The sequence below is a fragment of the Brucella sp. genome (genome assembly GCF_032066345.1).
GTDB lineage: Bacteria > Pseudomonadota > Alphaproteobacteria > Rhizobiales > Rhizobiaceae > Brucella > Brucella pseudogrignonensis.
In genome coordinates, this window is record NZ_DAMBKZ010000029.1 from 1 (window position 1) to 20055 (window position 20055).

Sequence of the window (20055 nt, forward strand, 5' to 3'; positions counted from 1 at the left end):
ACCCCTACCAGGACCCCATTATAATGACTCAGCGTTAATTCTGAAGAGATTTATGGATGGAGTAATGGGCGACATTCAAACAGGCCCAGGTCCACAAACGGAAGTGTCGTCCGCCTATGGCACTGCCTAACAATTATCCCTCGAGAGGCACCAAACTGGGCCTCTCAAATAATGACCCTTAAATCGTTCTTTCCCTGTAAAAACAAAAGAAATATTGATCGAATTAAATAGTTTTTTCCAATTTATCGGACCATATATCATTAATCGTTTGACAGATTTTATTTAAACAGCTAGAAGATATTTATCGATATTTTATTGCTGAGCTTTGCTTTCTGCACGATTAGCGCCGTGCGATGAACAAAAACTCCCTTTTAAAAATCGTTTCGTCTCTGCGTTTGTTTCAAGCGCGGCTATCAATATTGCTACGAAAGGGGTTCCAATGAACACCGGCACAGTTAAATGGTTTAATGCAGCAAAAGGCTTTGGATTTATTCAGCCTGAAAATGGCGGCGGCGATACGTTTGTTCATATCTCTGCGGTTGAACGCGCAGGTATGTACTCGCTGACCGAAGGCCAGAAGCTCACTTATGATCTTGAACAGGATCGCAAGTCCGGCAAAATGTCGGCCTGCAATCTGCAAGCCGCTTAAATAGCTGATTTTCTTTCCTTTGACCACGGATGTACTGGCACTGTCGAAGGAAATTAGCTTTGAGGCCAAGCATTGCTTGGCCTTTTTTATTCACTTCAAAAAGGATTACAACAATTGCCCCAAGACCCACGCGGTCCCTTTACGAAAGATACTCTTTTCAAGCCAATTCCTTCCTCTCGCGAGTCGGTTGCTTCACGTACCAATAAAGCCGTGCGTACTATTCTAGATGCGGAAGTAGACGAGCGGGTCGCAAAGACTCTCCGCCTGCGAAAACAGCGCTTGGAGCGCGAGCTTATCGTGGTCACGCCTGCTCCGAGAAAGAAGGCATTGAAAATCAAATAGAGTATTTACGCGCTCGTTTTTCCGTTTGATATCAGTGTGGCATGGCACTTCTTACGCGCTCACTTATGAAACCACGCCCATATTTTTACCGCGTTCTCATACAGCGAAACGATCCCGATAAGGATCGCCAGAATGCCGAGAATGAGCCAGCGCATGAAACGGCCAATGGTTCTTAGTGACCGGATCAGATCGAGACCATCTTTCAAGAGGTCAATATCTTCCTCGCGAAGTTGGGATAGAAACTCTCTCGTTTCCTCCGGCAGCTCTACAAGGCGGTGTGCTGTAGCAGCATCTTTGTCCATTGGCGTCATCTCCAGCAGCCCCGCCGTTTTCCGTTTTCATCATTGCCTTCGACCCGCTCCGCCGCTGGCCGGTCCACTTTGGTCAGTGCGACCAGACCGGCAGGCGATAGGTTATTCTGTCTCCAGCCCGCGCAGCTCGTCGCACTGATCGAAGGACAGCCCGCGACGACGAAGGGCAAGAATACAAAAATCATAATCCGTAAGCCCGCGTAGTTTTTCATCGTCCTTGCCCCTTTCCTTTTCGGCTTTGACGGTTTCGCGCAATTGCTCGGAAACAGCTTGCTGACGGCCCTCACGCATTCCGGCGAGATATCCACCCGCCAGAAGCAGAAGCGCCGCCAGAACGGCAGCGAGCGAGTATTTCAGCCAGTTTGGGATGAGTGCGATTAAACCCGTCATATCGTATCAACCAGCTTTTCAAGCTTGGCCCTCGCCTGCGGCATCGTGAAAATCGCATAGCCTGCAACCAGAATAATCGCCGCCACAATGACCAACTGCACTTTCCAGTCGACAAATGGCATCACAGCGGCACCGCCGCCCGATCCGAACCACGTCCAGAAGCGAGAGGATTTGGAGATTGGCTTTTCATCGACGGGTGCCGGGACCACGTCTGCGGCTGGAGCGGTAACGACTTGCTCGACGCCATAGCCTTCATTCAGCAGGGCTTTGTCATATTGTTTGGCATAGCCGGCAATCAGCTCCGCCTTGTCGGTGCCATTCACGATCCTGCGCGCGTTCTTGAAGTCCGACTTCTGCAAGGTGATATAGTCCGACAGCTTCTTTCCAGTGAACCATCCTTCCACCATCCCGGCGATGATGATCGGCGCTGCGTATTCCGCCTTGAGAAGCAGCTTCGGCTCCCGGACAAAATCAACGCCGAGTTCCTTGCTGGCTCGCTCATAATTCTGGCGCCATGTTATCTGGACATAGCCACGCCCGATGTATGGCCAGTATTTCTTGGACTGGAGATATTTTTCGCCGCCCATTTCATTGATCGGCTTCATCGTATGCGCCGTCTCGTGATAGGCGGTTGCGAGAACGTAGGCCATCTGATTGCGCAATAGTCCGCGCTTTCGACCAGCCTCAATCAAGAGGCGGGTATCGCCAAGGTGCATATCCAAGGTGGTTTCCTTTCGAAATGAAAGTTTGATTGCAGAAATGTGATCGTCCGTGCTATTGGAACGCCGGACGGGGAGAATTAAGTATGGCGCAGGGCGAGAAGCGCTTTGACCAAATGCGGCGGAACCCGAAGGGTGATTGGCGCATTGAAGATGTAGAAGTGGTTTGCGCTTGGGCTGGCGTCGAATGCTGTAAGCCTAGCAATGGTTCTCATTATGGTGTTGCACATCCGAGCCAGACTGATATCCTCACCATACCCTTCAAGCGCCCCATTAAGGCGCTGTACATAAAGAAGCTGGTAGATTTCATTGATGCAGTCAAAAGGAGCGAAAAATGAGCGAGCATGATTATCGCATTCATATTGAACCGCTCTCCGAAGAAGACGGGGGCGGCTTTGTCGCGTTTGTTCCAGATCTTCCCGGCTGCATGTCCGATGGCGAAACAGAGCAGGAAGCTTTGAGCAATGTTCTCGAAGCGATCAGCGATTGGCTCGATTGTGCTAAATCCATGAAGCGGCCAATTCCTGAACCAACACGCGAACTGATGTACGCTTAATCCCAACCCCGGACTAGCCGGGGTTTTCTTTTTCGCTGATTGCGCTATATCAATTTTGCGCACCGTTTTTAGCCCCCGCTAACCCTTTGCGGTGCGCAAAGCCTCGGACTGGGTCCCTCCTGCGTCCGAGGCTTTCTTTTATTCTCCGGTGCGCTATCTAAGTATAAGAGCAGGTCAACAGGCACGACGCGACTGGTGGCCTGCACAGCCCCGGTAACCCTCGTTGCCGGGGTTTTCCACGTCTCTGGAAGACAATATTAACAGTTAGCGATCTACACGGAGGCTGGGCGCATATCATAGCTTTCAGCGTGGTTTCCCAATGCGCCCGCCCCGGTTAGTGAAACCTTGCCGGGGCTTTTCATTCCATTGAGTGAACTTTCTCAGCCTTCCAACGTTTGTGCGTTGGGAGGAGTTCATGGGATCACTGGTCTACTTACATTTTGAATGGATTTTCTGGTCTTTCATGGCGATAGCAGCCGCTATCGTAACAGCTTATTTCTTCTACGATGGAAGCGGAAACTCGCAAAGAAAAAGCCGCCTCAGTGGGCGGCTAGAAAAAGAGGAGGGGCTATGGTATTTGACCTGGCCCTAGAGACAGCCAACAGAGGTTGCGATGTTGCCGTTTTTTGACATGACCGACATGTTCAATGGATGGGTTTCGTTCTCACAGCTTATTTTCGTCGTCGCTGCAGCTCTGGTGATGGTGCCGCCGTTTTTCATACTTCTTCGCTACGTCCGTAGAAAAAAGTAAAAGCCATGGTGACGTTCAATCTGACATTGATCCTGATCGGCGCCGCGATCATTTCGTTCGGCGTCATTTCATTTTTTGCGTCGCGCAGGTTGGACAGAGGACAAGATGAGTGATACTAGGCCGATAAGGGGTGGCTATATGGATATTTCAGGCCAGTTTGTTCGCTACATTTTGATCGGAGTGGCGAATACAGCAATACATGGAACTGTCATGACTGTATCCGTGAGGTTCTTTCAAACCAATCTCGCGGTCGCGAATGCATCAGCATTTCTCTGTGCGGTGACATTCAGTTTCATTGCAAATGCTGCCTGGACATTCTCCACACCGCCTACCGCTTTCAGGTATCTACTTTTCATTTGTTTTATGGGGGCTATGGCATATTTGACTGGTTTAGCAGGGGACCGATTTAAAGCTCATCCAGCTGTGGTTTTTATTGGTTTCTCAGTTTTCAGTCTCGCCATAGGTTTCATGTATTCCAAGTTTATCGTTTTTGCAGGTTAACGATGAAAATTTCACTGATTATCCCCGTTTACAACGAACAGGAAGCTATTCCTACATTCTATGAAGCCGTTAAACGAACCCTTGGCGACTATGTGGTGGAGTTTGTCTTTGTAAACGATGGCAGCGAAGACGACACTGAAAACGTACTGGACAACTTAGCGCACCTCGACACAAACGTTATTGTCCTCCACTTTAGTCGAAATTTTGGAAAGGAACCCGCGCTGTTTGCCGGGCTTGAGCAAAGTACTGGAGACGCCGTCATTCCAATAGACGTTGATCTTCAGGACCCAATAGACGTAATCCCTAGGCTCATAAGCAAATGGCGCGAGGGCTTTGATATAGTGCTTGCCAAAAGAGCGGATCGATCCTCAGACACGTACCTGAAACGCCGCACAGCCGAATTATTTTATCGTCTACATAACACCATCAGCAAGCCTGCCATTGAACCAAATGTTGGCGACTTCCGCTTATTATCTAGGCGAATCGTTGACGAAACTATTCAGCTGCCCGAGAAAAACCTTTTCATGAAGGGCCTGCTTTCATGGGTCGGTGGGAAGACTGCTGTTATAGAATATTCCCGCGCGCCGCGAGCAGTAGGGGAATCCAAGTTTAACGCTTGGAAGCTTTGGAACCTAGCCGTTGAAGGCATTACGTCATTTTCCACCGTACCGTTACGTATATGGACCTACATAGGGCTGTTCGTATCTGCCTTTTCACTTGTCTTCTCTATTTGGACTGCAATCAAGACGCTCGTCTTCGGGAATTCTGTTGAGGGGTACACTTCAACATTCGTTGCTATTCTCTTTTTAGGAGGCGTGCAACTCATTGGTATAGGCGTTCTCGGCGAGTATATAGGAAGAATATATTCAGAAGTTAAAGATCGACCAAGATACGTATTGAAAAGAAAAGTAAACCATAAGGATCAATAATGGTTCCTTCCTCTCTATCGAGAATCCAACCTTCCCTTATTCTATTTTGCCTCATCGTCTGCCTTCTAGCTTATGGTGGTAATGCGTGGTACCCCACATTCAACGCAGATGATATTATCCAAGCGCAAAGTGCATCTGGCGATAGCACTACATTTATGGGTCAAGGACGGTGGGGGTACTATTTAATATTTCATTTTTTGCAGGGCGAAAATCCCGCAGGAATATTTTCGCTTTTCATCGGAGTTTCTTTGACTTTTGTGTCTGCGCTCATAGCTGCTGACGCTATAGGCTTTACTAAGCAATCCACGATTCTCCTTTTCTCCATGGTGGCGTCAGTTTCAATATACTACGGCCACTTGTTCGTTTTTGACAGCGTATGGATCGCATACCCAATCGGAATGATTTTGGCGTCCATCAGTGCAAATCTTATAATCAAACAGAAACATCAAATAGTCGCAGTCATCTTACTTTCCGCGTCACCTGCTTTTTACCAGCCATGTATTCAGGTGTTCGTAGCCATACTTTTAAGCAGAGAAATAATCATTATTCCCACTAGTGGGGTAATAGCGTCGTTGCGGCGGCTCATTACCGGCGCATTAGTATTGTCAATTTCAATGCTAATATACTTTGCCTCTGTAAAGGTTTCACCATCTCTAAGTGGCATTCCTTTGTTAGACAGGGGAGAGATTAACATTGTCGGCGCATTACTTAGCTATAATAGACTGATCGATTTGTTTGTTAATCAGTCGATACCATTCAGGGCTGGCATCAAAGAATATTACTTTCCATGGGCATTTCGTCTAATTATAGGAATTTCGTTTTTTACCTGTCTACTTTTGTTCATGACCGTATGCTATAAGAGAAAAGCGAGAATTGAGGAAGCAATTTACGGAGTTTTTTTACTATTTTCTCTATCAGTGGTTCCATTTTTGCTAGCATTAGCTTCACCGCTCGACCAGTTTGGCCCGAGGTCTTTGATAATCTTTTCTACGGTACACGCTTTCTACATCTGTTCATGCTTACATTGGATGGGGGTGGACCAAAGCATTGCCTCCCAAAGTGCCCGTAAGACGATATCGGCTGGTGTCTTTCTTCTGGGGGCGTGCTTGGTGCTGGTAAGTGGCGCACAGTCCTCCAAGTTGTCATTTGATAACACATTGGCTTGGCAACAGGATCGGCTTGCGGTCAACCGCATGATCATGCGCGTCGATGATGTAATCCAAGACACTGAGTTTGCGTTGCAACCTACGTTGAAGATCGCTGTCCGGTTTGACCATCCTGTCAATTCGGGGCCAAGGGGGGAAATTCTTTCCGCGAGATATAGCTCTTGGTCAAAAGAATGGGTTTTCCGTCTATTGGATTCTCGGTTTGTGGCCGCACCAATTGCTGAGCGCTCAGCGGTTATAGAAAGGTCATACGGGAAACCTCTCTGGCCCTCTCGCGGTTCGGTTTACTTAGACGAAGGGATTGTCGTTATCGTTGTAAATTAATCCCCATAGTTTACTTAGCGTGCAGCTTTCAAACCAACTGAAATGTTTTCGTAACACCTCCGATGCGAATACGGCTCCACGTATCAGGATGTTGTTTTACTTCAAAAGGCCATTTCGCAACATTTTAAGGGATAGTTGGCTTGTTCGTGCCATAGGTTAGGCTGGACGATGCATTCACATAAATTGCATTGCCTTTGTAGCCCTTCAAGAAGTTACCCTCAATTATGGCGTCAGTAACAGTGTTCAGCGCAAGACCGGCCGCATGTCGAGCGCTGGCACCACGCGTATCTATTGTAGAGTTGGAAGAAATTCTTGCGTTTATGACGTTCAGTAACGAAATTGGGTCCAGGTCGGAAGAAACGCCAGCGTTAAAAACCGTGTTGTTTTCAACATTGCATACAAATGCCTGTCGCATATAGATGCCACTATCTGCCGACTGTCTGATGCTGTTATTTGAAACGGACACTTGTTCAAGACCCCCGCTCCCTATTTTGTTGGAAGTGATCCCGAAGCGACCGGTATTATAGATAGTGTTGTTTGAGACATTCACATTAAGAAGTTGGAAACTCGACTGTTGATCGATGAATATGCCGTCTTTTGCTGGAGAGCTTATCGAATTGTTGGTGACATTAATGTTGATTGAGCCAGACGTTGACTGAGGCGAGGGGTAAATCCTAATGCCGCCAGCTTGCTGATATCCTGCTGAATTTAGGTCTCCAATGTACGTAGATGCCCCAATTACCGTATTGTTAGCGACAACAATATCCGAGAAATAGCCGAAATTGTACGTATCGACCAATATCCCCCAAGAGGTAGTTCCATCAATTACGTTCCCAGAAACAGAACCACCGACAACATTGCTAAGAAGTATCCCTCTAGCTCCAGCGTTGCGAATAGTGTTGTTGCTAACAATCGCATTACGAATAACGACACCGGGATTTGTTTGATGGAAGGCAGACGAATTGAGCGATATTCCATCGTCTCCACTACCCTCAACATGGTTGCCCGATATGACGATATCCGAAGACAACCCGGCAACTGACAAGCCATCTCTCCCCGTACGAATTGCCCTATTATTGAGAACACTCACTCGTTTGGCATTCTCAATGAGAAGGCCCATCGTACCGTTTAGGCCGCCGTATGATGGATCGTTCCCCTGCCAAGAGCTATCGATGAAAACGCCTTCAATGGTAATGTTCTCCATAGGGGGCGACCCATCCTGTGTCGCCAGATAGATAAGCGGCCCGTTGTTGGGTTGGTCAGTCGATGAAAGAGCATCCCTACTGCCGTCAGCCCTAAAATTGCGCAGTATTATGTTCTTGTCGGGAACAGCCCGCGAAGTACCATTGTTCCAGATTAGTCCATACGTAATCCATGGCGTTATGGATGACCGGAAGTCCGGAGACACCTTAAGGATAGATCGGTCCCCATATCCTTCGATGTATGTATCCGATCCGATAGTCAGTCTCTTCTCTGCGATGAAGGTTCCATCAGGGATCATGAGTTTTCGCTTTAAGATGCGATGTGCATCTATCGCGTCCTGCATCTGATTGGCCGTCGGCGTCACGCCGTCACCTATTGCCCCGAACTGCTTCAAATTTAACACTATGTCTGCAATCTCCCACCATGCCCCATCAGCCGACTGGAATTTTCCTGCATGGGTAGGCTCAGATGCAACGCGCTTATAAAGCGAAGCACCGCCGTCACCCACGGTTGCAAAACCATTGGTCCGAATTGCATTGATCCCGGCAGGGATTTCGAGCGTCTCAACAGCATTGCGCGTCGAATAGATCGGGACATTTCCCTGCGCAACAGCGTCTGAGGCAGCATTTTTCGCTTCATCACGCGCTTGTTCAGCCGCGTCTCTGGCGGCCTCAGCCTCCAAAACAGCCACTTCGACCTCGGCAAGCAGCGTTTCCATGTCGCCATAGGAAAGCATCCGAAGTGCCGATCCCGTATCTATGCAAAGGACGGCCATACCGGGTGTTAAATAGCCAGATGGCACAGGCGCACTTGTGTTCGTGACCAGATCACGGTTGATAGCGCCCGATACCTTCACCGGCCCGGTGTTCTCCTGAGTGACATTCAGGATATAGAGCACCTGATACGCCGCCGCAGGGATAGCAACAGAAGCGGTAACTATAATATTGTTGGCAGTGCCCTCATCAGCATTGTTCAATCGAATGACGCGATTGTCAGGAAAGTTCTCACTTCCTTCGGTCAGCGCCTTCAGCGTGTCGCGGATGTCCGGCTTGTGAGGGTTGAATGGCCCCGACGCGGGAACGCCATCAATTACGAAATCGCGGAAAATATCGTCAATCGTGCGAACGGTCATGCGAATGCTCCATGGCAAAACGCCCCGCCAAGGCAGGGTGTGAATTTCTTAGTTTGTCGGGTTGGTCAGGGCGTCGTTTTGATCGTGCTGGCCGAGTAAGCGCCTACGCGCCCCTTCTGGGTTCGAACGGCCAATTGGAACTCGTATTGCGTCAGTGCTGAGAGTGTCGGTGTTTCAAAACTCTCAGCATCGTTTTCGAGCGGCCCAGCCACACGCCATTCGGTATCAGCCGTTTTCTTCCAGCGGACCATGTAGTTCAGCAGGATATTGCCGGTCGGCGGGAAACTCAGCTCTGCCACTGGACCGGAAATGATGGTCACGTCTGGCGCATCCGGCACCGGCAAGTCATCATCCGAATTGGTTTCGTCCGATACCGGCGCTGTGCCTTCCTGCGACGTATCCCACTGGTAGGCAGCTTGCGGCATAGATTGAACCTGAATGGTCGCACCTTGAAGGATGCCGCCTTCACCAAGAATGAATTTGAAATCAAGGACTTCAAAGACACTGTTGATGCCAAACAGCGGGTATTGAATGCGGATCAGCCGCTCACCGAATGCAGCAAGGCCCATCAGGTTCGTATTGAATGTCCCCACCCAGTTCGGATTTGCGCGGAACCATTCAAGCTTCATCAGCCGCCTAGCTTGGCTGTGTGACGGAGCCATATTGAACTGTACGTCTCTGGCTTCTTCGCCGCGTACCGACACATCGTCTTCGTCTGCCCAAGGATCGGCATCGGATGCCTGATAGTCTTGGTTCGGATCGAGGAACGTTGCCCGGATGGTATTGGCCGTCGTCATCACGTCGCGGCCACGGCCAACATCGCTGAAGCCGGTGATCGCGTCAGCGGTCAGTACGACTGTTGGCTCGGACCATGCCCCGATATCAAGCGTAAGGCCACCGTCTGGCGTCGGGACCAGCCTGCCATCGCAACAACCCAGCATTCGGCCCAGCACGTCAGCAGGACGCTCATCAAGGCTGTATGAACCCCAGAGACGATAGCGAGGTTCAGTACCGCCAACAGCAATAGGGATTGCCTCCCCTGCCCTGTTATACGAAGCCACCCATCCCGCTTGTGCGTTTGGCGTCGTGAAAAGGCTTTCCGGCAGGCGCATACCGTCCTTGTGCGTCATGTAGTCCCGGATCACTGCGGCAGCATTATCATTCCACGCGACCGCGCCCGTGACCGGGTTTTTGACCAGTGACGTGCGGGCCACGACGCGATAGTTCGTGTTCACGCCGTTCGGAAACAGGCTGAGATAGTATTCGTCACCGACCGCGTATTGGCAGGCGAGTAATGAGGCTATCCCATCGCCCCGGTGGGCAGCCGTCCACTGGGGAAACTTCGATGTCAATTCGCTGTATGCCGTTTCGACAGGCGCACCGAGGCGCGACTGAATGCGCAAAAGCGGTTTTCCAGATGATCCCTCGCGCCATTTGCTCGGCGGCGTCGGTGAGCCGTCCGGCAGCAAATCAACCTTCTGGTCATCAAGCCAGTATTCTTCAATGGTATCGAATGGGCCTTGCCCCAAGGCAAGAACCTTGAAGAACCCGCCGCTCTGGGTTTCAGCGAATATCCATGCGCCAGATGTCTTGACGCGGCCATAGTGGCGAATGCGGGGCGGCGTAGGCTGGCGAACCTGCTGCTGCACATCTTCCGGCTTGGGCTGCTTTGGACGAAACAGCGACGATGCAAGGTAGGAAATGCCCAGGCCAATAGCCAAGCTGCCAAGCGTCGTACCGGCGGCAAGCGTGATGAGGGCAAGACCTGTCTGCAAGGCAGCGCCAAGCGCTCCAGCGCCCACCACAGACGCAATGATGCCGGAAAGTGCTACTGGCATTTAATTCTCCAAGCTTTCCAGACAGCGGACAGTGGCGCGCCAATCAGCCCATGTTCATCGTGCGAGAACCAGCAATTTCCGACATGGATCGCCATGCACAGTTTGTCGTTATGGAAGATCAAACCGACATCGCCGGTCACAGGCTCGCCGGTCTTAATGAACCCTTGCGAGCGCATTGCCCGGTTGACCAGCACAGCCAGCCCGCCACGATCTGCCAGGACCGATGCCGCCCCGGCAGCATCCGAATATTCCCTGTCTACCCAGGCGAGCGGCGACAGACCTGTGCAAGACCTGATCCAGCGATCAACGGTCGAAACACAATCAGTCTCTCCCCACCGGAAAGGCTTTTGCGCCTCGGCAGCTACAAACTCGGCAATGTTCATGGGATCAGTAATCCGGGTATTTAAAGCTCTTGAAGAGCAGCGAACCGATGAACTGACAGAACTTGTCACCGGGCGAACGGCGCTGTTGGTCTCGGTCGGTATAGCGGCCATATGCCGGTCGTGATCGGTTGAAGAATGCGTTCTCAGCGGTCATCGATATTGACTGAATAGCGCCTTCTGTACCTTGCATTTCGGTGCGGCTGATGCGGGGCGGCTGCATGAAGCCCCACCAAATCGGCGCGGGACCGCCAAGCGGCTGCCATTCCTCATCGAAAAGCTGGATCGAGATAACGACAATGCGCTGATCTACCTCATCATTCGCATCGAGTGCCATGGCGAGAAAGTTCAATGTCGCATCCGGCAAGCCCGAAAGCTGGAACGTGACATTCTGCGCGGCAGTGGTCGAAGCCATGCCGATGCCGTCAATCGAGCCATAGCCATACATCGGTTCATAGCGATTGCCTCCGGTTTCCAGCGCCGTATTCCCATTCCAGACACGCATCGTCTCCGACGCAAAGCGGAACTCAACAAGGAAATCAAGCCGCACTTCATGCTTGGCGAACTCGGCCAGTTGCGTCGGATCAAAGAAAGCCATCAGACATCTTCCACGAAATTCACTGTCGGGAATGACCACTGCGAAATGAGATCAAGATCGAGGTCCATTTCGCTGTCCGAAGCCAATCGCATCCTGCACACTGGATAGTCGAACTCCATCTCGCTACCAGCTGGCGCGGCTTCGCGGGCTGGAGGCCGGAACGTGATCGTTGCCGTATTTGTACCGGTCATCTGCACTGTGCGGATGCGGTACATCCGCTCCCCAATGGAGAAATCCATCCCCGGCTGCAATTGGCCCGCCGTAACAAGCGATATGTTGGCCGTCGTTCCGCGCAGCGGTATGTTGCTTGTCAGGCGGATATCGATTGATCGGGAGCGGTACAGCCCGCCATCACTGAACGGGCTGGTATCGGAGTGAGGCACTTTATCAGCGGCGCCGTTGCCGTCAGGATCGAACGGTTGATAAGCGCAGCAGCGAGGAACCAGGATCGGACGCAAACGACCTTCCAGCAGATTTGCAATAGCCCGAAATGCAAGAACGGAAGGCGATCCACGACGAATAATGATGTCGCTGAATGTGGCCTTCCAGATACCCGCATCGGAAGCCGTAACCTGCGTCACGCCCGACACGCTGGAAGGGCCTGCGAGTGTACGCGGGGCAATATTGAACGGGTCACGCTTCGGTTTGAGCACCGAACGGGGCCAGAGAATGGTTGCCATTACATTTTCCTTGCCTGAGCGTCGGCTAGCATGGTCGGGAAGTTCGATTGAACAGCCTTGGCGCTTTGCTGCACCGAAACCTGAACAATTGCGCCGGATGCGGTCTGAATGCGCTGATCGGCAATCTGAGCCATTCGGCCACTGTCATCCCGCAGAACAACGTTGATGGTTTCTGTGCTTCTGCCCTTACTCACCAATCCGGCACCGCGTGGCAGAACAACCTCGCCACGCTGTAGAATGGCAGGGATTTCCCCCGGCTGAAGGCCAGCAACGCCGCCGGTGTGATATCGTTTCGCGCCTGCAAACACCGAAGGTGAGACTGCGCGCCCGTGGTTGTAACCATGCGTACCGGCCACGCCGCCGCTGTGGAGGATGCCGGGGATGATTGCGCCTCCGAATAGGCCACCCTTGCCACCGCCAAACAAGCCGCCGCCGCTGAAGATATTGTTCAACGCGATGTCGATAAGCTTGCTGGCAACTTTCTGGAGAGCATTCGCCAAAGCCTCGGAAGCGCTCGCGCCATTCCGCAGATCATCAATGAAGCCGCCCAGAAGGTCTTTGCCCAAGTTAGCAAACTCTTTCGCCTCCCGGTTCAACTCCTTCTGTTCAAGCTTGTAGGCCCGCGCTGCTTCCTTCATCTGGTCGTAGGCTGACACGCGGCTCTGTGCGTAGGCGATCACGTCATCAACGGTCTTCCCGCCGCCGAGTATCGACTGATTTGCCGATATGGCCGACTGTGGCAGAACTTGGCTAACCAACGTGCCGCTCTTCGCAGTCAGAACCGAGATGGCACCTTTCGGGCCGAGGAAGTGGGCAAGCTGAAGTGCAGCTTCATTGACCGATACACCAGCTTGACGAAGGATCGCCGCATTCTCGCGGGCGTAGGCTTCAATCAGCTTCTTGGAAATCTCCGCATCATTGCGCAGCGCAAGAATTGTCTGATCGGACATGTTCTTGGCGCGATCCGGGAAGTTCTTCTTGAACAGATCAAGCCAAGTGCTTTCGATGAACTGGCCGAGGCCGGTTGCGGAGGAAAGTGGGTTCTTCGCATTGGCGCGCCCGCCACTTTCCGCCTTCACAACATCGCGGACATACTTCGCAACGATATCATCAAGCTCATCAAAGCTATCCTTCACCTTCTTGCTGCGAGTTCCTCCTGTGCGCCGTTCACGCTCTGGGGCAAAGCTTTCCGGGTTCGGGCGCTGACCGGGCGTCGGTATCGTCTGAGCAACACGGATACGGTCTTGGGCTGCCTGAAAGGCTCGATACGCATCATCCCGTTCTTCGCGAGTGGTCGCATTGCGGAGCGCATCACTGTACGCCTTCTCGGCCTTCTCCATTTCCGAAAGTGCCGGTATTGCGATATTTGCAAGCTCGCGCACGGACTTGGTGAAAGCGCTGACATTGTCAGCCTGCCGCTTTGCAGCAGTACCGACGCCGGTAATGACGCCTGTCAGCGTTTCTAGCTTCGACTGGACTTCCTCACCAGCCTTGCCAGAATTGATGATTTCACGAATGATCGCCTTGATGCTTTCCGGCGTTCCGGTCTGGTTTTCGATATCAATCAGGCGATTGATGAACTTGCGGATATCAGGGTCGCCGTTTTTGATGCCTTCCCGGAGGTTATTGAGAGCGCCCTGAAGCTCCTGAATGGTGTAGGTCGCGCCTTCAAACTCTCCGGCTGGTATCGAGGAAAGCTGTTCGTTCAGGTCACTCGCAACGCTAGCAATTGTGTCTTTGTACTCGCGGATGCGCTCCTGAATATCAAATGCCAGTATCTGGCGGCTTTTGGCACTATACTCCTCCGCACCGGCAGCGGCCTCTCCGTAGGCGTCCTTGATGCGACGGATAAGTTCAGAATGCCCTTTCAGGACCTCATCAGCACCTTTGGTCTCTTCGCCCAAGCTGGTGAAGTATTGAAGTGCGTATCCTGTTAGACCGATGATTGCGAAAGAAGCCAGAGATATAGGGTTGAGCATGGAAGTAATTGCGCCGCCGAACATCTTCAGCGCGTTGGTTGCTCCCCCAGACCCTTGGAAAATCTGGGATACCTGGCTGCCCTGCTGGACCATAACCGTAAAAGGTGATGTACCCATCGCCAGCTGTTGGGCAATGTCGTTTAGCTGAAAAGATAGATTGGTAGTGGCTGCTCGCACTGCGCCGACGGACATCACTGCCTTATCGCTACCTGCCTTGAATGACTTCGCCATATTGTCATTCGCTGACTTGAAGCTATTTTCAGCGGCCTGCGCCTCTTTGGCTGCACGGCGAGCAATAGCGGCCATCTGCTTTTCGACCTTGGCCTGCGATGCTTCAATGCGGATCAGCAAGGCGGCAGCATCGTCAGCCATGGTTTAATCCTTCCAAGTCGTCACTCGAACCCAGCAATACCGAGTTCGCTCAGAACTTCGTCGCTATAATCAGGTGCTTTGTCTTCCGCGCCGTTCGCCTTGGCGAAGCCAGTTGCGCAGCAGTTAAATTCCCACAGCGTCATGTCATCGATCTGCCGAGGCGACAGGCCGAGAGCGGCCCCAGTCATGTAGAACTGGGACCATCTTGTTTTTCCGTTCGGGAGCGGCGCGCTGCTTCTTCCGTCCCCGCCTTTAACTCCCCCGGCTGGTCTGCCTCCTCATCCCACATTAGGAAGGAATGGAGAATTGTTGCGGCAGGAACCGCAAGGCTGTACGGGCTGGCAATCTCAAGCGCTCGGTCGATGGTTCGCTGCGCCTCACGCTCATCCATTCCGCCGCCGATCAGGCCGAGCCGAATGGGTTGCAGAACATCATCAATCTTCCATTGAGATGTCAGAAGGCGCGTGAGTATAACGAAGCACCCGGCATCCGAGCGCTGTTCAAGCGCCCGAAGCTCCCCAATGCCGAGACAGAAATCATGCTCACCGGCTGGCCACACAAATGAACGGGCTGGCCGCATTATGGAGCAACCTTAGCGGTACGGGTCGGAACGCCGTCGAACTGGATTTCGATATCGGCGCTGACTTTCTGGCCCTTCTCGACGGCATTGTTGAGATTGACGAGGTAAGCTGGTCCGGTTTCATATTCCGTATCACCGACAGCCGCCTTGACGTGCTGGATGCGGATATTCTTCACCTGGCCGTTGTACCACCAGTCCATCATCATTTCGTGGCTCTGTGCGGCCCAAATACCATTTGCCGAGATGGTCACTTCCGAAGACTGAACTGCGCGCTCAATAGCGGATGGCAGGCTTTCGTCATCACAATCCTGCGGGACTTCGGTGGTCTGCATGTTGTGCTGTCGGTTGATACCGCGCTGGGTGAGGCCGCACACCTTCGTGAACGTACCGGCGGTTTCAGTCTCGACTTCGAGGATGAAATCAGGGAATGCGGCTGTGATCGGCTTGGTAGCCATGTGCTTTCTCCATGCGAAAACGGGCCAGCTACTCGCCAGCCTTAAAAGGGCTTGAGGCCCGGTTTCAGGTGAATGGGCTTACTTCGCCCGGTTACGGCTCTTCAGAGCGCGTTTTTCATCGCGTGATGGGCTTTGAACCTGGGTGGCCCAGCCCTTCGACACGCAATAATCGATGAAATCCTGCGGTCGTTCCTGCGGCTCTGGTGACGCCTTCGCGTTGAATGAGAACCGACTTTGTGGCCGAGACCAATTGCATTCGACCTTGAAGATTGCCCACGCCATCACGCTATCTCCACTTTTATCTCGACTTGGATAATTCCGTGCGAGGTCAGGCCATCGGGGTCAGTGACAACTTGGCAATAGGGAACTGTCATTTCGACAATTGCGTTGTCGGAAAGGGCTGGCGTATCCCGTATCAGCGCTTTTTTCACGCCATCCGTGATGTTCTTGCACTCGCCTTTGCCGACCGCACGAGACCATACATCCAACTGGATTGTATGTGTCTCTGCTTCGATGCACTCAGCCCCATCATCTACAATGTCCGATGGCCCAAAGCTGACATACGGGAACGTTGCATTGTCCGGTACGCGATCATAAACACGTCCACCCGCAAGCGTCAGGACTTCCGGGACGGTGCGCAATTTCGCGTATAGGTATCGCTGAAGCTCTTCGGAGATATTCACGCGCCGTTTTCCCTCTTAATCGCTTCTCGGATAGCTCGCGTTACTCTTGACCGGACACGCTTCTTGTTTGCGCGCCATGAGCCAAAGAAAAAGGGCTTCGGCCCCATTTCCTGGGTTCCGAACTCAAGCAACCGTGCGAGCTGAAACTGATTTCGACTGCCGACCCGCGTTTTCTCGCTGCCTGCAAAGATCAAAATGCGCATGGTGTTGTATTTCCGGTTCTGAACTTCACCGATCACCATGGAGCCTTTCGGCGCATCTCCCCAGGTCCAGCCGATGGTATTGGCCAACTCGCCAGTGTCACGCGGAACCCGGCGCTTCATCATATCCACGACTTCCTGAGCGCCCTTCTCCATCGCATCCGAAGCGGCTTTGCGAATTGCTTCCGGTATCGTTTTGGTCAGACGCTTCTCAAGGGCTTTGATGCCATCCACCATGACATCACCCTGTAGCTACGCCGCTTTCGCACGTTAGTGCGATGAATTGGCGGTTAACTTCGTGCTCTATATCTCTGATATTGAACGATTTCCCGGTGCGCACATCCCGAAGCATCCAGTCAGTGGATATCATCCGAGTGTTGGACGAGTTGCGGACCCGGATAACCTGGGTGTGCTTGCCCTGAAGGCGACCGGCAAGGACACTTTCACCGCCTCTGAGATGAATGAACTCGGCGCGTGTCTGGAACTGCTCGACCCACTGGCCGACCGTGCTGCCCATGCCGTCGTCAACGTCTTCGCGTTTGAGTAGCGCGACCTGATAATGAAGCTGACCCGATCCTGCTTTTGCCATGGTCACACCTTTGGACGCCGGAACGGCCAGATAAGCGCCTCATAGGCAGGGTTGCTGTCGATGCGTGGGCCTTCAGGGTCGCCACGGTACGAATACATCAAGCCAACATGCATGAGGATGGCAGCCTTGAGAGAAGCTGGAACTTCATCCGCCGGAACGCCAGCCGTGTATTCAATTGTCACCGCCTCGGTGCGAGAACCGGTTGCAGGCCACGAGCTTCCGTATGTCAGAGAAAGAACTGTTCCGCAGGCATAGTCCAACGTCTTGTAGGAGGCCGCCGGAACGGTTTTCTCCACATTGTCGGTGTCGAAGTACTTCACCGATACAACGCTCGCCACGGGGCCATTACGGAGCCGCAGGAAGCTATCGAACGAGCAAAAGGACTGCTTCCATGTCTGGGTGACAAGCGACATGTTTAGCGTTCGCTCCAGATGGTCGGTAGCAGCCTGAACAAAGCGCGTGATCTGATCATCGTCATCGGTAAACCCGGAGACGATCAGATGCTGGCGCGCTTCCTCAAGCGATACCGGCGTCACGGCTGGCGCTTGTGTGCGGACTGGAAGCAGCATCGATTATTCGCCCTTGTTCTTGTCAGATGCGCCTTCGGCCTTGTTCTTGGGCTTGCCTTCGGCCTTGGCCTTCAACACGCCGCTTTTCACCAGATGAGCAACATCGTTTTCCGATGCATCGCGCTCATCACCGGGCAGATAGAACTTGTCGCCCTGATGCTGACGGATAACTTCGTACTTCATGGGGTTTCTCCTTCGGTTCAAGAAACGGGCGGCGATAACCGCCCGTCGATTTGAGCCGACCGGATTACGGGGTCTCAGGCGCGTTGACATCGCCGTAGATGAACGCTTCTGGACGGTAGACGGCCAGAGCAAGACGTTCTTCCGCGAGGATGGTGACGAGGTTCTTGATGAAGTCGTCTTCGTTCTCGGTTGCGACTTCGACGCGAGCCTGCCAGCGGTCGAAAATCTGCGCACCCAGCTTGAATGCACCGGTGAGGAACTTGCCTGCGGCCATTGCCTGGGTCGTGACAACCGGCAGACCCCAGAGGGTCGGAGCAATCGTTCCCTGCGGGTTGCCGATGATGTAGCGGCCCTGGGTGTCCTTCAGGAGTTCGATAGAAGTCCAGTCAATCGGGCTGAGAACATGGCCCGTCGCCGGGTATTCAGCCAGAGCCGCCTGAAGCATCGCGACACGAAGGCGGTCAATGCCGGTCACGGTCGCGGGCATGGTCGTGCCAGCTGGAACCGCAAAGGCGGTTGCCTGCGGAATGATGCCCAGCAGGTTCTGGCCGGTGCCATCGCCATTGAGAAGCTGGTTCTCTTCGACGTAGGCCAGACCGTACAGCAGACGCTGATCAATGATCGAGCGCAGCTGGGCGATGTCAGACAGCACCTGACGGGATGCCTTCATCCAGTGAGCGATGACCTTGGCAGAGGTCGTGATCAGTTCAAACTGAATGTCAGAACCGGGCTTTGCAGCACCTTCAGCCACCGGAGCGGCGTTGTTGTTGAAGCCCTTTTCCTTGACGTATTCCAGCGAGCCGCCGTCCATCTGGCCCTGCGAAAGCAGATCGCGGATGGTGAGACGGCGCTGGGGCAGTTCAAGGATGCCCGGAAGGCGAGTGGTCTGGATTGCAGCGCCAACGGAACCGGCGGCGTTCGTGGTTGCCGTGGTCAGCGTGGCCTTGGTCTGAATGTCGATGCGACCGCGAGGGTTCGCCTGACCGAGAAATTCCTTGACCTTGTCGTTCTCAACGAACTGTTCGCCAATGGACTTTTCACGGTCGCCTTCGCCGCCGGAACGGGCCGCCTTCTGCTCGAACTCGTCAAGGCGGGCCTTGAGTTCGTTCATGGCGAGCAGATTTTCGTCGGCCTTTTCCTTCAGGCCTTCGCTGAGGTCGCCGTTCTTCTTGGCTTCCGCCACGGCCTTTTCAGCAATTTCCTTCACGGTATCGAACTTCTTCTCGAAGTCAGCCTTGACCTCCAGAGCAAGCTGCTCTGCTGTTTTCACTTCACTCATGGGAATGTCCTTTCTGGACAAAGAGGTTTGGATTTAACCGCGCAACGCAGTCAGGAAGGCGGTTGCGTCATCTGCCTTTTCGCCCTCTGGCTCACCCAGAGCGGCCTTCGCATAGCCAACAGAGGCAATCTGTGTAGCCATGCTTTTTGGAACCCCTGCCTCACGCAAGATGTCCTCAAACTCTTTGATAGGCATGGGATCGCCATCGCGCAGACGGCGGGCGAACTCTTCCATGCGTTCGGATTTCACTGCCTCGATACGGGCGCGGCGGTTGGCCGGGAAAGACACTGGCGAGATTTCGCGCAGGTCCAGTTCCTCCAGGTTGCGCACATTGCCGTCGGGCGTTGCCTTGATCTCGCGGTAGCCGATAGACAAACCGCCGATTGCGTTCGCCTTCATGAGTGCATGGACCTCACGGGCCTTCTGCACTTCCATGATAAGGCGACCCTTGCCCCAAAGGCCCTTTGCATCTTCGGTGAGGTCTTCCCAGATACCAATCGGCTCGTTCGGGTTGTGCTGCCACAACATGAGGACGTTGGTTCCCTCACGCTTATGCTTGGCAAGGCTCCCGGCAAAAGCCCCCGGCATGACGCGCTCGCCGTAGCTGTCCACGTTGCCATTGACCGAGCCGTAACCCGTAAAGGTGCCGTCTTCCGACAGGTCTTTAACCTGTAGGGCAAAGTCTTTGGTTTTCATC

General features: G+C 53.0%; 26 protein-coding genes. 6 read left to right on the forward strand and 20 right to left on the reverse strand.

Translation table 11 applies throughout. The features are described from left to right. The first annotated feature begins 439 nt into the window (after window positions 1-439). Window positions 440-649 carry a cold-shock protein gene (locus RT142_RS22500; RefSeq protein ID WP_121982997.1) on the forward strand — a complete coding sequence of 70 codons (210 nt, stop codon included), beginning with the start codon at window positions 440-442 and terminating at the stop codon, window positions 647-649. A 401-nt stretch (window positions 650-1050) separates the two neighbouring features. Here RT142_RS22500 and RT142_RS22505 read toward each other — a convergent pair whose 3' ends face one another. From RT142_RS22505 to RT142_RS22515, 3 genes are all read right to left on the reverse strand, one after another. Continuing rightward, on the reverse strand, window positions 1051-1293 hold the full coding sequence (locus tag RT142_RS22505; RefSeq protein ID WP_235925452.1) for a hypothetical protein: 243 nt from the start codon (window positions 1291-1293) through the stop codon (window positions 1051-1053). Between the two features lie 111 nt (window positions 1294-1404). Beyond that, window positions 1405-1692 carry a hypothetical protein gene (locus RT142_RS22510; RefSeq protein ID WP_313031672.1) on the reverse strand — a complete coding sequence of 96 codons (288 nt, stop codon included), beginning with the start codon at window positions 1690-1692 and terminating at the stop codon, window positions 1405-1407. Next, window positions 1689-2408 carry a hypothetical protein gene (locus RT142_RS22515; RefSeq protein ID WP_313031818.1) on the reverse strand — a complete coding sequence of 240 codons (720 nt, stop codon included), beginning with the start codon at window positions 2406-2408 and terminating at the stop codon, window positions 1689-1691. The genes RT142_RS22510 and RT142_RS22515 overlap by 4 nt, the downstream gene beginning before the upstream one ends. 89 nt (window positions 2409-2497) lie before the next feature. Here RT142_RS22515 and RT142_RS22520 point away from each other — a divergent pair, with 89 nt between their 5' ends. The 5 genes from RT142_RS22520 to RT142_RS22540 all read left to right on the forward strand — a co-directional run bounded on the left by RT142_RS22520 (window position 2498) and on the right by RT142_RS22540 (window position 6638). Continuing rightward, window positions 2498-2749 carry a type II toxin-antitoxin system HicA family toxin gene (locus RT142_RS22520; protein ID WP_144897037.1) on the forward strand — a complete coding sequence of 84 codons (252 nt, stop codon included), beginning with the start codon at window positions 2498-2500 and terminating at the stop codon, window positions 2747-2749. Continuing rightward, window positions 2746-2967: a type II toxin-antitoxin system HicB family antitoxin gene (locus tag RT142_RS22525; protein ID WP_144897035.1), complete on the forward strand. Its 222-nt coding sequence runs from the start codon at window positions 2746-2748 to the stop codon at window positions 2965-2967. Before RT142_RS22520 ends, RT142_RS22525 begins: the two co-directional genes overlap by 4 nt. 889 nt (window positions 2968-3856) lie before the next feature. Beyond that, window positions 3857-4219 carry a GtrA family protein gene (locus RT142_RS22530; protein ID WP_313031676.1) on the forward strand — a complete coding sequence of 121 codons (363 nt, stop codon included), beginning with the start codon at window positions 3857-3859 and terminating at the stop codon, window positions 4217-4219. A 2-nt stretch (window positions 4220-4221) separates the two neighbouring features. Next, window positions 4222-5148, forward strand: a complete 927-nt coding sequence (locus RT142_RS22535) for a glycosyltransferase family 2 protein (RefSeq protein WP_313031681.1) — start codon at window positions 4222-4224, stop codon at window positions 5146-5148. Next, window positions 5148-6638, forward strand: coding sequence for a glucosyltransferase domain-containing protein (locus RT142_RS22540; RefSeq protein ID WP_313031685.1), 1491 nt, complete (start codon window positions 5148-5150; stop codon window positions 6636-6638). The genes RT142_RS22535 and RT142_RS22540 overlap by 1 nt, the downstream gene beginning before the upstream one ends. 124 nt (window positions 6639-6762) lie before the next feature. Here the strand turns inward: RT142_RS22540 and RT142_RS22545 are convergent, their stop codons facing one another. From RT142_RS22545 to RT142_RS22625, 17 genes are all read right to left on the reverse strand, one after another. Next, on the reverse strand, window positions 6763-8973 hold the full coding sequence (locus RT142_RS22545; protein ID WP_313031686.1) for a right-handed parallel beta-helix repeat-containing protein: 2211 nt from the start codon (window positions 8971-8973) through the stop codon (window positions 6763-6765). 65 nt (window positions 8974-9038) lie between these two features. Beyond that, window positions 9039-10811: a fibronectin type III domain-containing protein gene (locus RT142_RS22550; RefSeq protein ID WP_313031687.1), complete on the reverse strand. Its 1773-nt coding sequence runs from the start codon at window positions 10809-10811 to the stop codon at window positions 9039-9041. Then, entirely contained in the window at window positions 10802-11194 is a 393-nt protein-coding gene (locus RT142_RS22555; protein WP_313031688.1) for a DUF6950 family protein, read from the reverse strand. The genes RT142_RS22550 and RT142_RS22555 overlap by 10 nt, the downstream gene beginning before the upstream one ends. Before the next feature lie 4 nt (window positions 11195-11198). Continuing rightward, entirely contained in the window at window positions 11199-11789 is a 591-nt protein-coding gene (locus tag RT142_RS22560) for a hypothetical protein (RefSeq protein WP_109988521.1), read from the reverse strand. After that, complete coding sequence (locus RT142_RS22565) at window positions 11789-12469, reverse strand: hypothetical protein (RefSeq protein ID WP_313031693.1); 681 nt, start codon at window positions 12467-12469, stop codon at window positions 11789-11791. Before RT142_RS22565 ends, RT142_RS22560 begins: the two co-directional genes overlap by 1 nt. Next, window positions 12469-14820, reverse strand: a complete 2352-nt coding sequence (locus RT142_RS22570; RefSeq protein WP_313031696.1) for a phage tail length tape measure family protein — start codon at window positions 14818-14820, stop codon at window positions 12469-12471. Before RT142_RS22570 ends, RT142_RS22565 begins: the two co-directional genes overlap by 1 nt. Before the next feature lie 20 nt (window positions 14821-14840). Beyond that, window positions 14841-15008: a hypothetical protein gene (locus RT142_RS22575; RefSeq protein WP_167874485.1), complete on the reverse strand. Its 168-nt coding sequence runs from the start codon at window positions 15006-15008 to the stop codon at window positions 14841-14843. Then, window positions 15005-15400: a gene transfer agent family protein gene (locus RT142_RS22580; RefSeq protein ID WP_313031702.1), complete on the reverse strand. Its 396-nt coding sequence runs from the start codon at window positions 15398-15400 to the stop codon at window positions 15005-15007. The genes RT142_RS22575 and RT142_RS22580 overlap by 4 nt, the downstream gene beginning before the upstream one ends. Then, window positions 15400-15855 carry a phage tail protein gene (locus RT142_RS22585; RefSeq protein WP_011982439.1) on the reverse strand — a complete coding sequence of 152 codons (456 nt, stop codon included), beginning with the start codon at window positions 15853-15855 and terminating at the stop codon, window positions 15400-15402. Before RT142_RS22585 ends, RT142_RS22580 begins: the two co-directional genes overlap by 1 nt. Window positions 15856-15933: 78 nt before the next feature. Beyond that, window positions 15934-16137, reverse strand: a complete 204-nt coding sequence (locus tag RT142_RS22590) for a hypothetical protein (RefSeq protein WP_313031705.1) — start codon at window positions 16135-16137, stop codon at window positions 15934-15936. Further along, window positions 16137-16538 carry a DUF3168 domain-containing protein gene (locus RT142_RS22595; protein ID WP_011982438.1) on the reverse strand — a complete coding sequence of 134 codons (402 nt, stop codon included), beginning with the start codon at window positions 16536-16538 and terminating at the stop codon, window positions 16137-16139. Before RT142_RS22595 ends, RT142_RS22590 begins: the two co-directional genes overlap by 1 nt. Further along, window positions 16535-16975, reverse strand: a complete 441-nt coding sequence (locus RT142_RS22600) for an HK97-gp10 family putative phage morphogenesis protein (RefSeq protein WP_183657497.1) — start codon at window positions 16973-16975, stop codon at window positions 16535-16537. Before RT142_RS22600 ends, RT142_RS22595 begins: the two co-directional genes overlap by 4 nt. Before the next feature lie 4 nt (window positions 16976-16979). Then, complete coding sequence (locus RT142_RS22605; protein WP_313031712.1) at window positions 16980-17327, reverse strand: phage head closure protein; 348 nt, start codon at window positions 17325-17327, stop codon at window positions 16980-16982. Between the two features lie 2 nt (window positions 17328-17329). Continuing rightward, entirely contained in the window at window positions 17330-17896 is a 567-nt protein-coding gene (locus tag RT142_RS22610; RefSeq protein WP_313031714.1) for a phage head-tail connector protein, read from the reverse strand. Between the two features lie 3 nt (window positions 17897-17899). Then, a complete protein-coding gene (locus RT142_RS22615; protein ID WP_313031716.1) occupies window positions 17900-18079 on the reverse strand; it encodes a hypothetical protein in 180 nt (59 codons plus the stop codon). A gap of 64 nt (window positions 18080-18143) precedes the next feature. Then, window positions 18144-19358 (reverse strand): phage major capsid protein, encoded by a 1215-nt coding sequence (locus RT142_RS22620; RefSeq protein WP_313031719.1) that lies wholly within the window; start codon window positions 19356-19358, stop codon window positions 18144-18146. Window positions 19359-19391: 33 nt separating this feature from the next. Beyond that, window positions 19392-20054 carry an HK97 family phage prohead protease gene (locus RT142_RS22625; protein ID WP_313031722.1) on the reverse strand — a complete coding sequence of 221 codons (663 nt, stop codon included), beginning with the start codon at window positions 20052-20054 and terminating at the stop codon, window positions 19392-19394. Window position 20055: the final 1 nt, after the last annotated feature.

What these genes read in the sequence shown, in the direction of transcription:
- RT142_RS22575 (WP_167874485.1), bottom strand. Translation starts at nt 15,008, where the DNA reads ATGACTGGGGCCGCTCTCGGCCTGTCGCCTCGGCAGATCGATGACATG.
- RT142_RS22550 (WP_313031687.1), bottom strand. Translation starts at nt 10,811, where the DNA reads ATGCCAGTAGCACTTTCCGGCATCATTGCGTCTGTGGTGGGCGCTGGA.
- RT142_RS22545 (WP_313031686.1), bottom strand. Translation starts at nt 8,973, where the DNA reads ATGACCGTTCGCACGATTGACGATATTTTCCGCGATTTCGTAATTGAT.
- RT142_RS22580 (WP_313031702.1), bottom strand. Translation starts at nt 15,400, where the DNA reads ATGCGGCCAGCCCGTTCATTTGTGTGGCCAGCCGGTGAGCATGATTTC.
- RT142_RS22555 (WP_313031688.1), bottom strand. Translation starts at nt 11,194, where the DNA reads ATGAACATTGCCGAGTTTGTAGCTGCCGAGGCGCAAAAGCCTTTCCGG.
- RT142_RS22585 (WP_011982439.1), bottom strand. Translation starts at nt 15,855, where the DNA reads ATGGCTACCAAGCCGATCACAGCCGCATTCCCTGATTTCATCCTCGAA.
- RT142_RS22540 (WP_313031685.1), top strand. Translation starts at nt 5,148, where the DNA reads ATGGTTCCTTCCTCTCTATCGAGAATCCAACCTTCCCTTATTCTATTT.
- RT142_RS22520 (WP_144897037.1), top strand. Translation starts at nt 2,498, where the DNA reads ATGGCGCAGGGCGAGAAGCGCTTTGACCAAATGCGGCGGAACCCGAAG.
- RT142_RS22600 (WP_183657497.1), bottom strand. Translation starts at nt 16,975, where the DNA reads ATGGTGGATGGCATCAAAGCCCTTGAGAAGCGTCTGACCAAAACGATA.
- RT142_RS22510 (WP_313031672.1), bottom strand. Translation starts at nt 1,692, where the DNA reads ATGACGGGTTTAATCGCACTCATCCCAAACTGGCTGAAATACTCGCTC.
- RT142_RS22560 (WP_109988521.1), bottom strand. Translation starts at nt 11,789, where the DNA reads ATGGCTTTCTTTGATCCGACGCAACTGGCCGAGTTCGCCAAGCATGAA.
- RT142_RS22525 (WP_144897035.1), top strand. Translation starts at nt 2,746, where the DNA reads ATGAGCGAGCATGATTATCGCATTCATATTGAACCGCTCTCCGAAGAA.
- RT142_RS22570 (WP_313031696.1), bottom strand. Translation starts at nt 14,820, where the DNA reads ATGGCTGACGATGCTGCCGCCTTGCTGATCCGCATTGAAGCATCGCAG.
- RT142_RS22590 (WP_313031705.1), bottom strand. Translation starts at nt 16,137, where the DNA reads ATGGCGTGGGCAATCTTCAAGGTCGAATGCAATTGGTCTCGGCCACAA.
- RT142_RS22530 (WP_313031676.1), top strand. Translation starts at nt 3,857, where the DNA reads ATGGATATTTCAGGCCAGTTTGTTCGCTACATTTTGATCGGAGTGGCG.
- RT142_RS22500 (WP_121982997.1), top strand. Translation starts at nt 440, where the DNA reads ATGAACACCGGCACAGTTAAATGGTTTAATGCAGCAAAAGGCTTTGGA.
- RT142_RS22610 (WP_313031714.1), bottom strand. Translation starts at nt 17,896, where the DNA reads ATGCTGCTTCCAGTCCGCACACAAGCGCCAGCCGTGACGCCGGTATCG.
- RT142_RS22615 (WP_313031716.1), bottom strand. Translation starts at nt 18,079, where the DNA reads ATGAAGTACGAAGTTATCCGTCAGCATCAGGGCGACAAGTTCTATCTG.
- RT142_RS22505 (WP_235925452.1), bottom strand. Translation starts at nt 1,293, where the DNA reads ATGGACAAAGATGCTGCTACAGCACACCGCCTTGTAGAGCTGCCGGAG.
- RT142_RS22605 (WP_313031712.1), bottom strand. Translation starts at nt 17,327, where the DNA reads ATGGCAAAAGCAGGATCGGGTCAGCTTCATTATCAGGTCGCGCTACTC.
- RT142_RS22620 (WP_313031719.1), bottom strand. Translation starts at nt 19,358, where the DNA reads ATGAGTGAAGTGAAAACAGCAGAGCAGCTTGCTCTGGAGGTCAAGGCT.
- RT142_RS22565 (WP_313031693.1), bottom strand. Translation starts at nt 12,469, where the DNA reads ATGGCAACCATTCTCTGGCCCCGTTCGGTGCTCAAACCGAAGCGTGAC.
- RT142_RS22515 (WP_313031818.1), bottom strand. Translation starts at nt 2,408, where the DNA reads ATGCACCTTGGCGATACCCGCCTCTTGATTGAGGCTGGTCGAAAGCGC.
- RT142_RS22625 (WP_313031722.1), bottom strand. Translation starts at nt 20,054, where the DNA reads ATGAAAACCAAAGACTTTGCCCTACAGGTTAAAGACCTGTCGGAAGAC.
- RT142_RS22535 (WP_313031681.1), top strand. Translation starts at nt 4,222, where the DNA reads ATGAAAATTTCACTGATTATCCCCGTTTACAACGAACAGGAAGCTATT.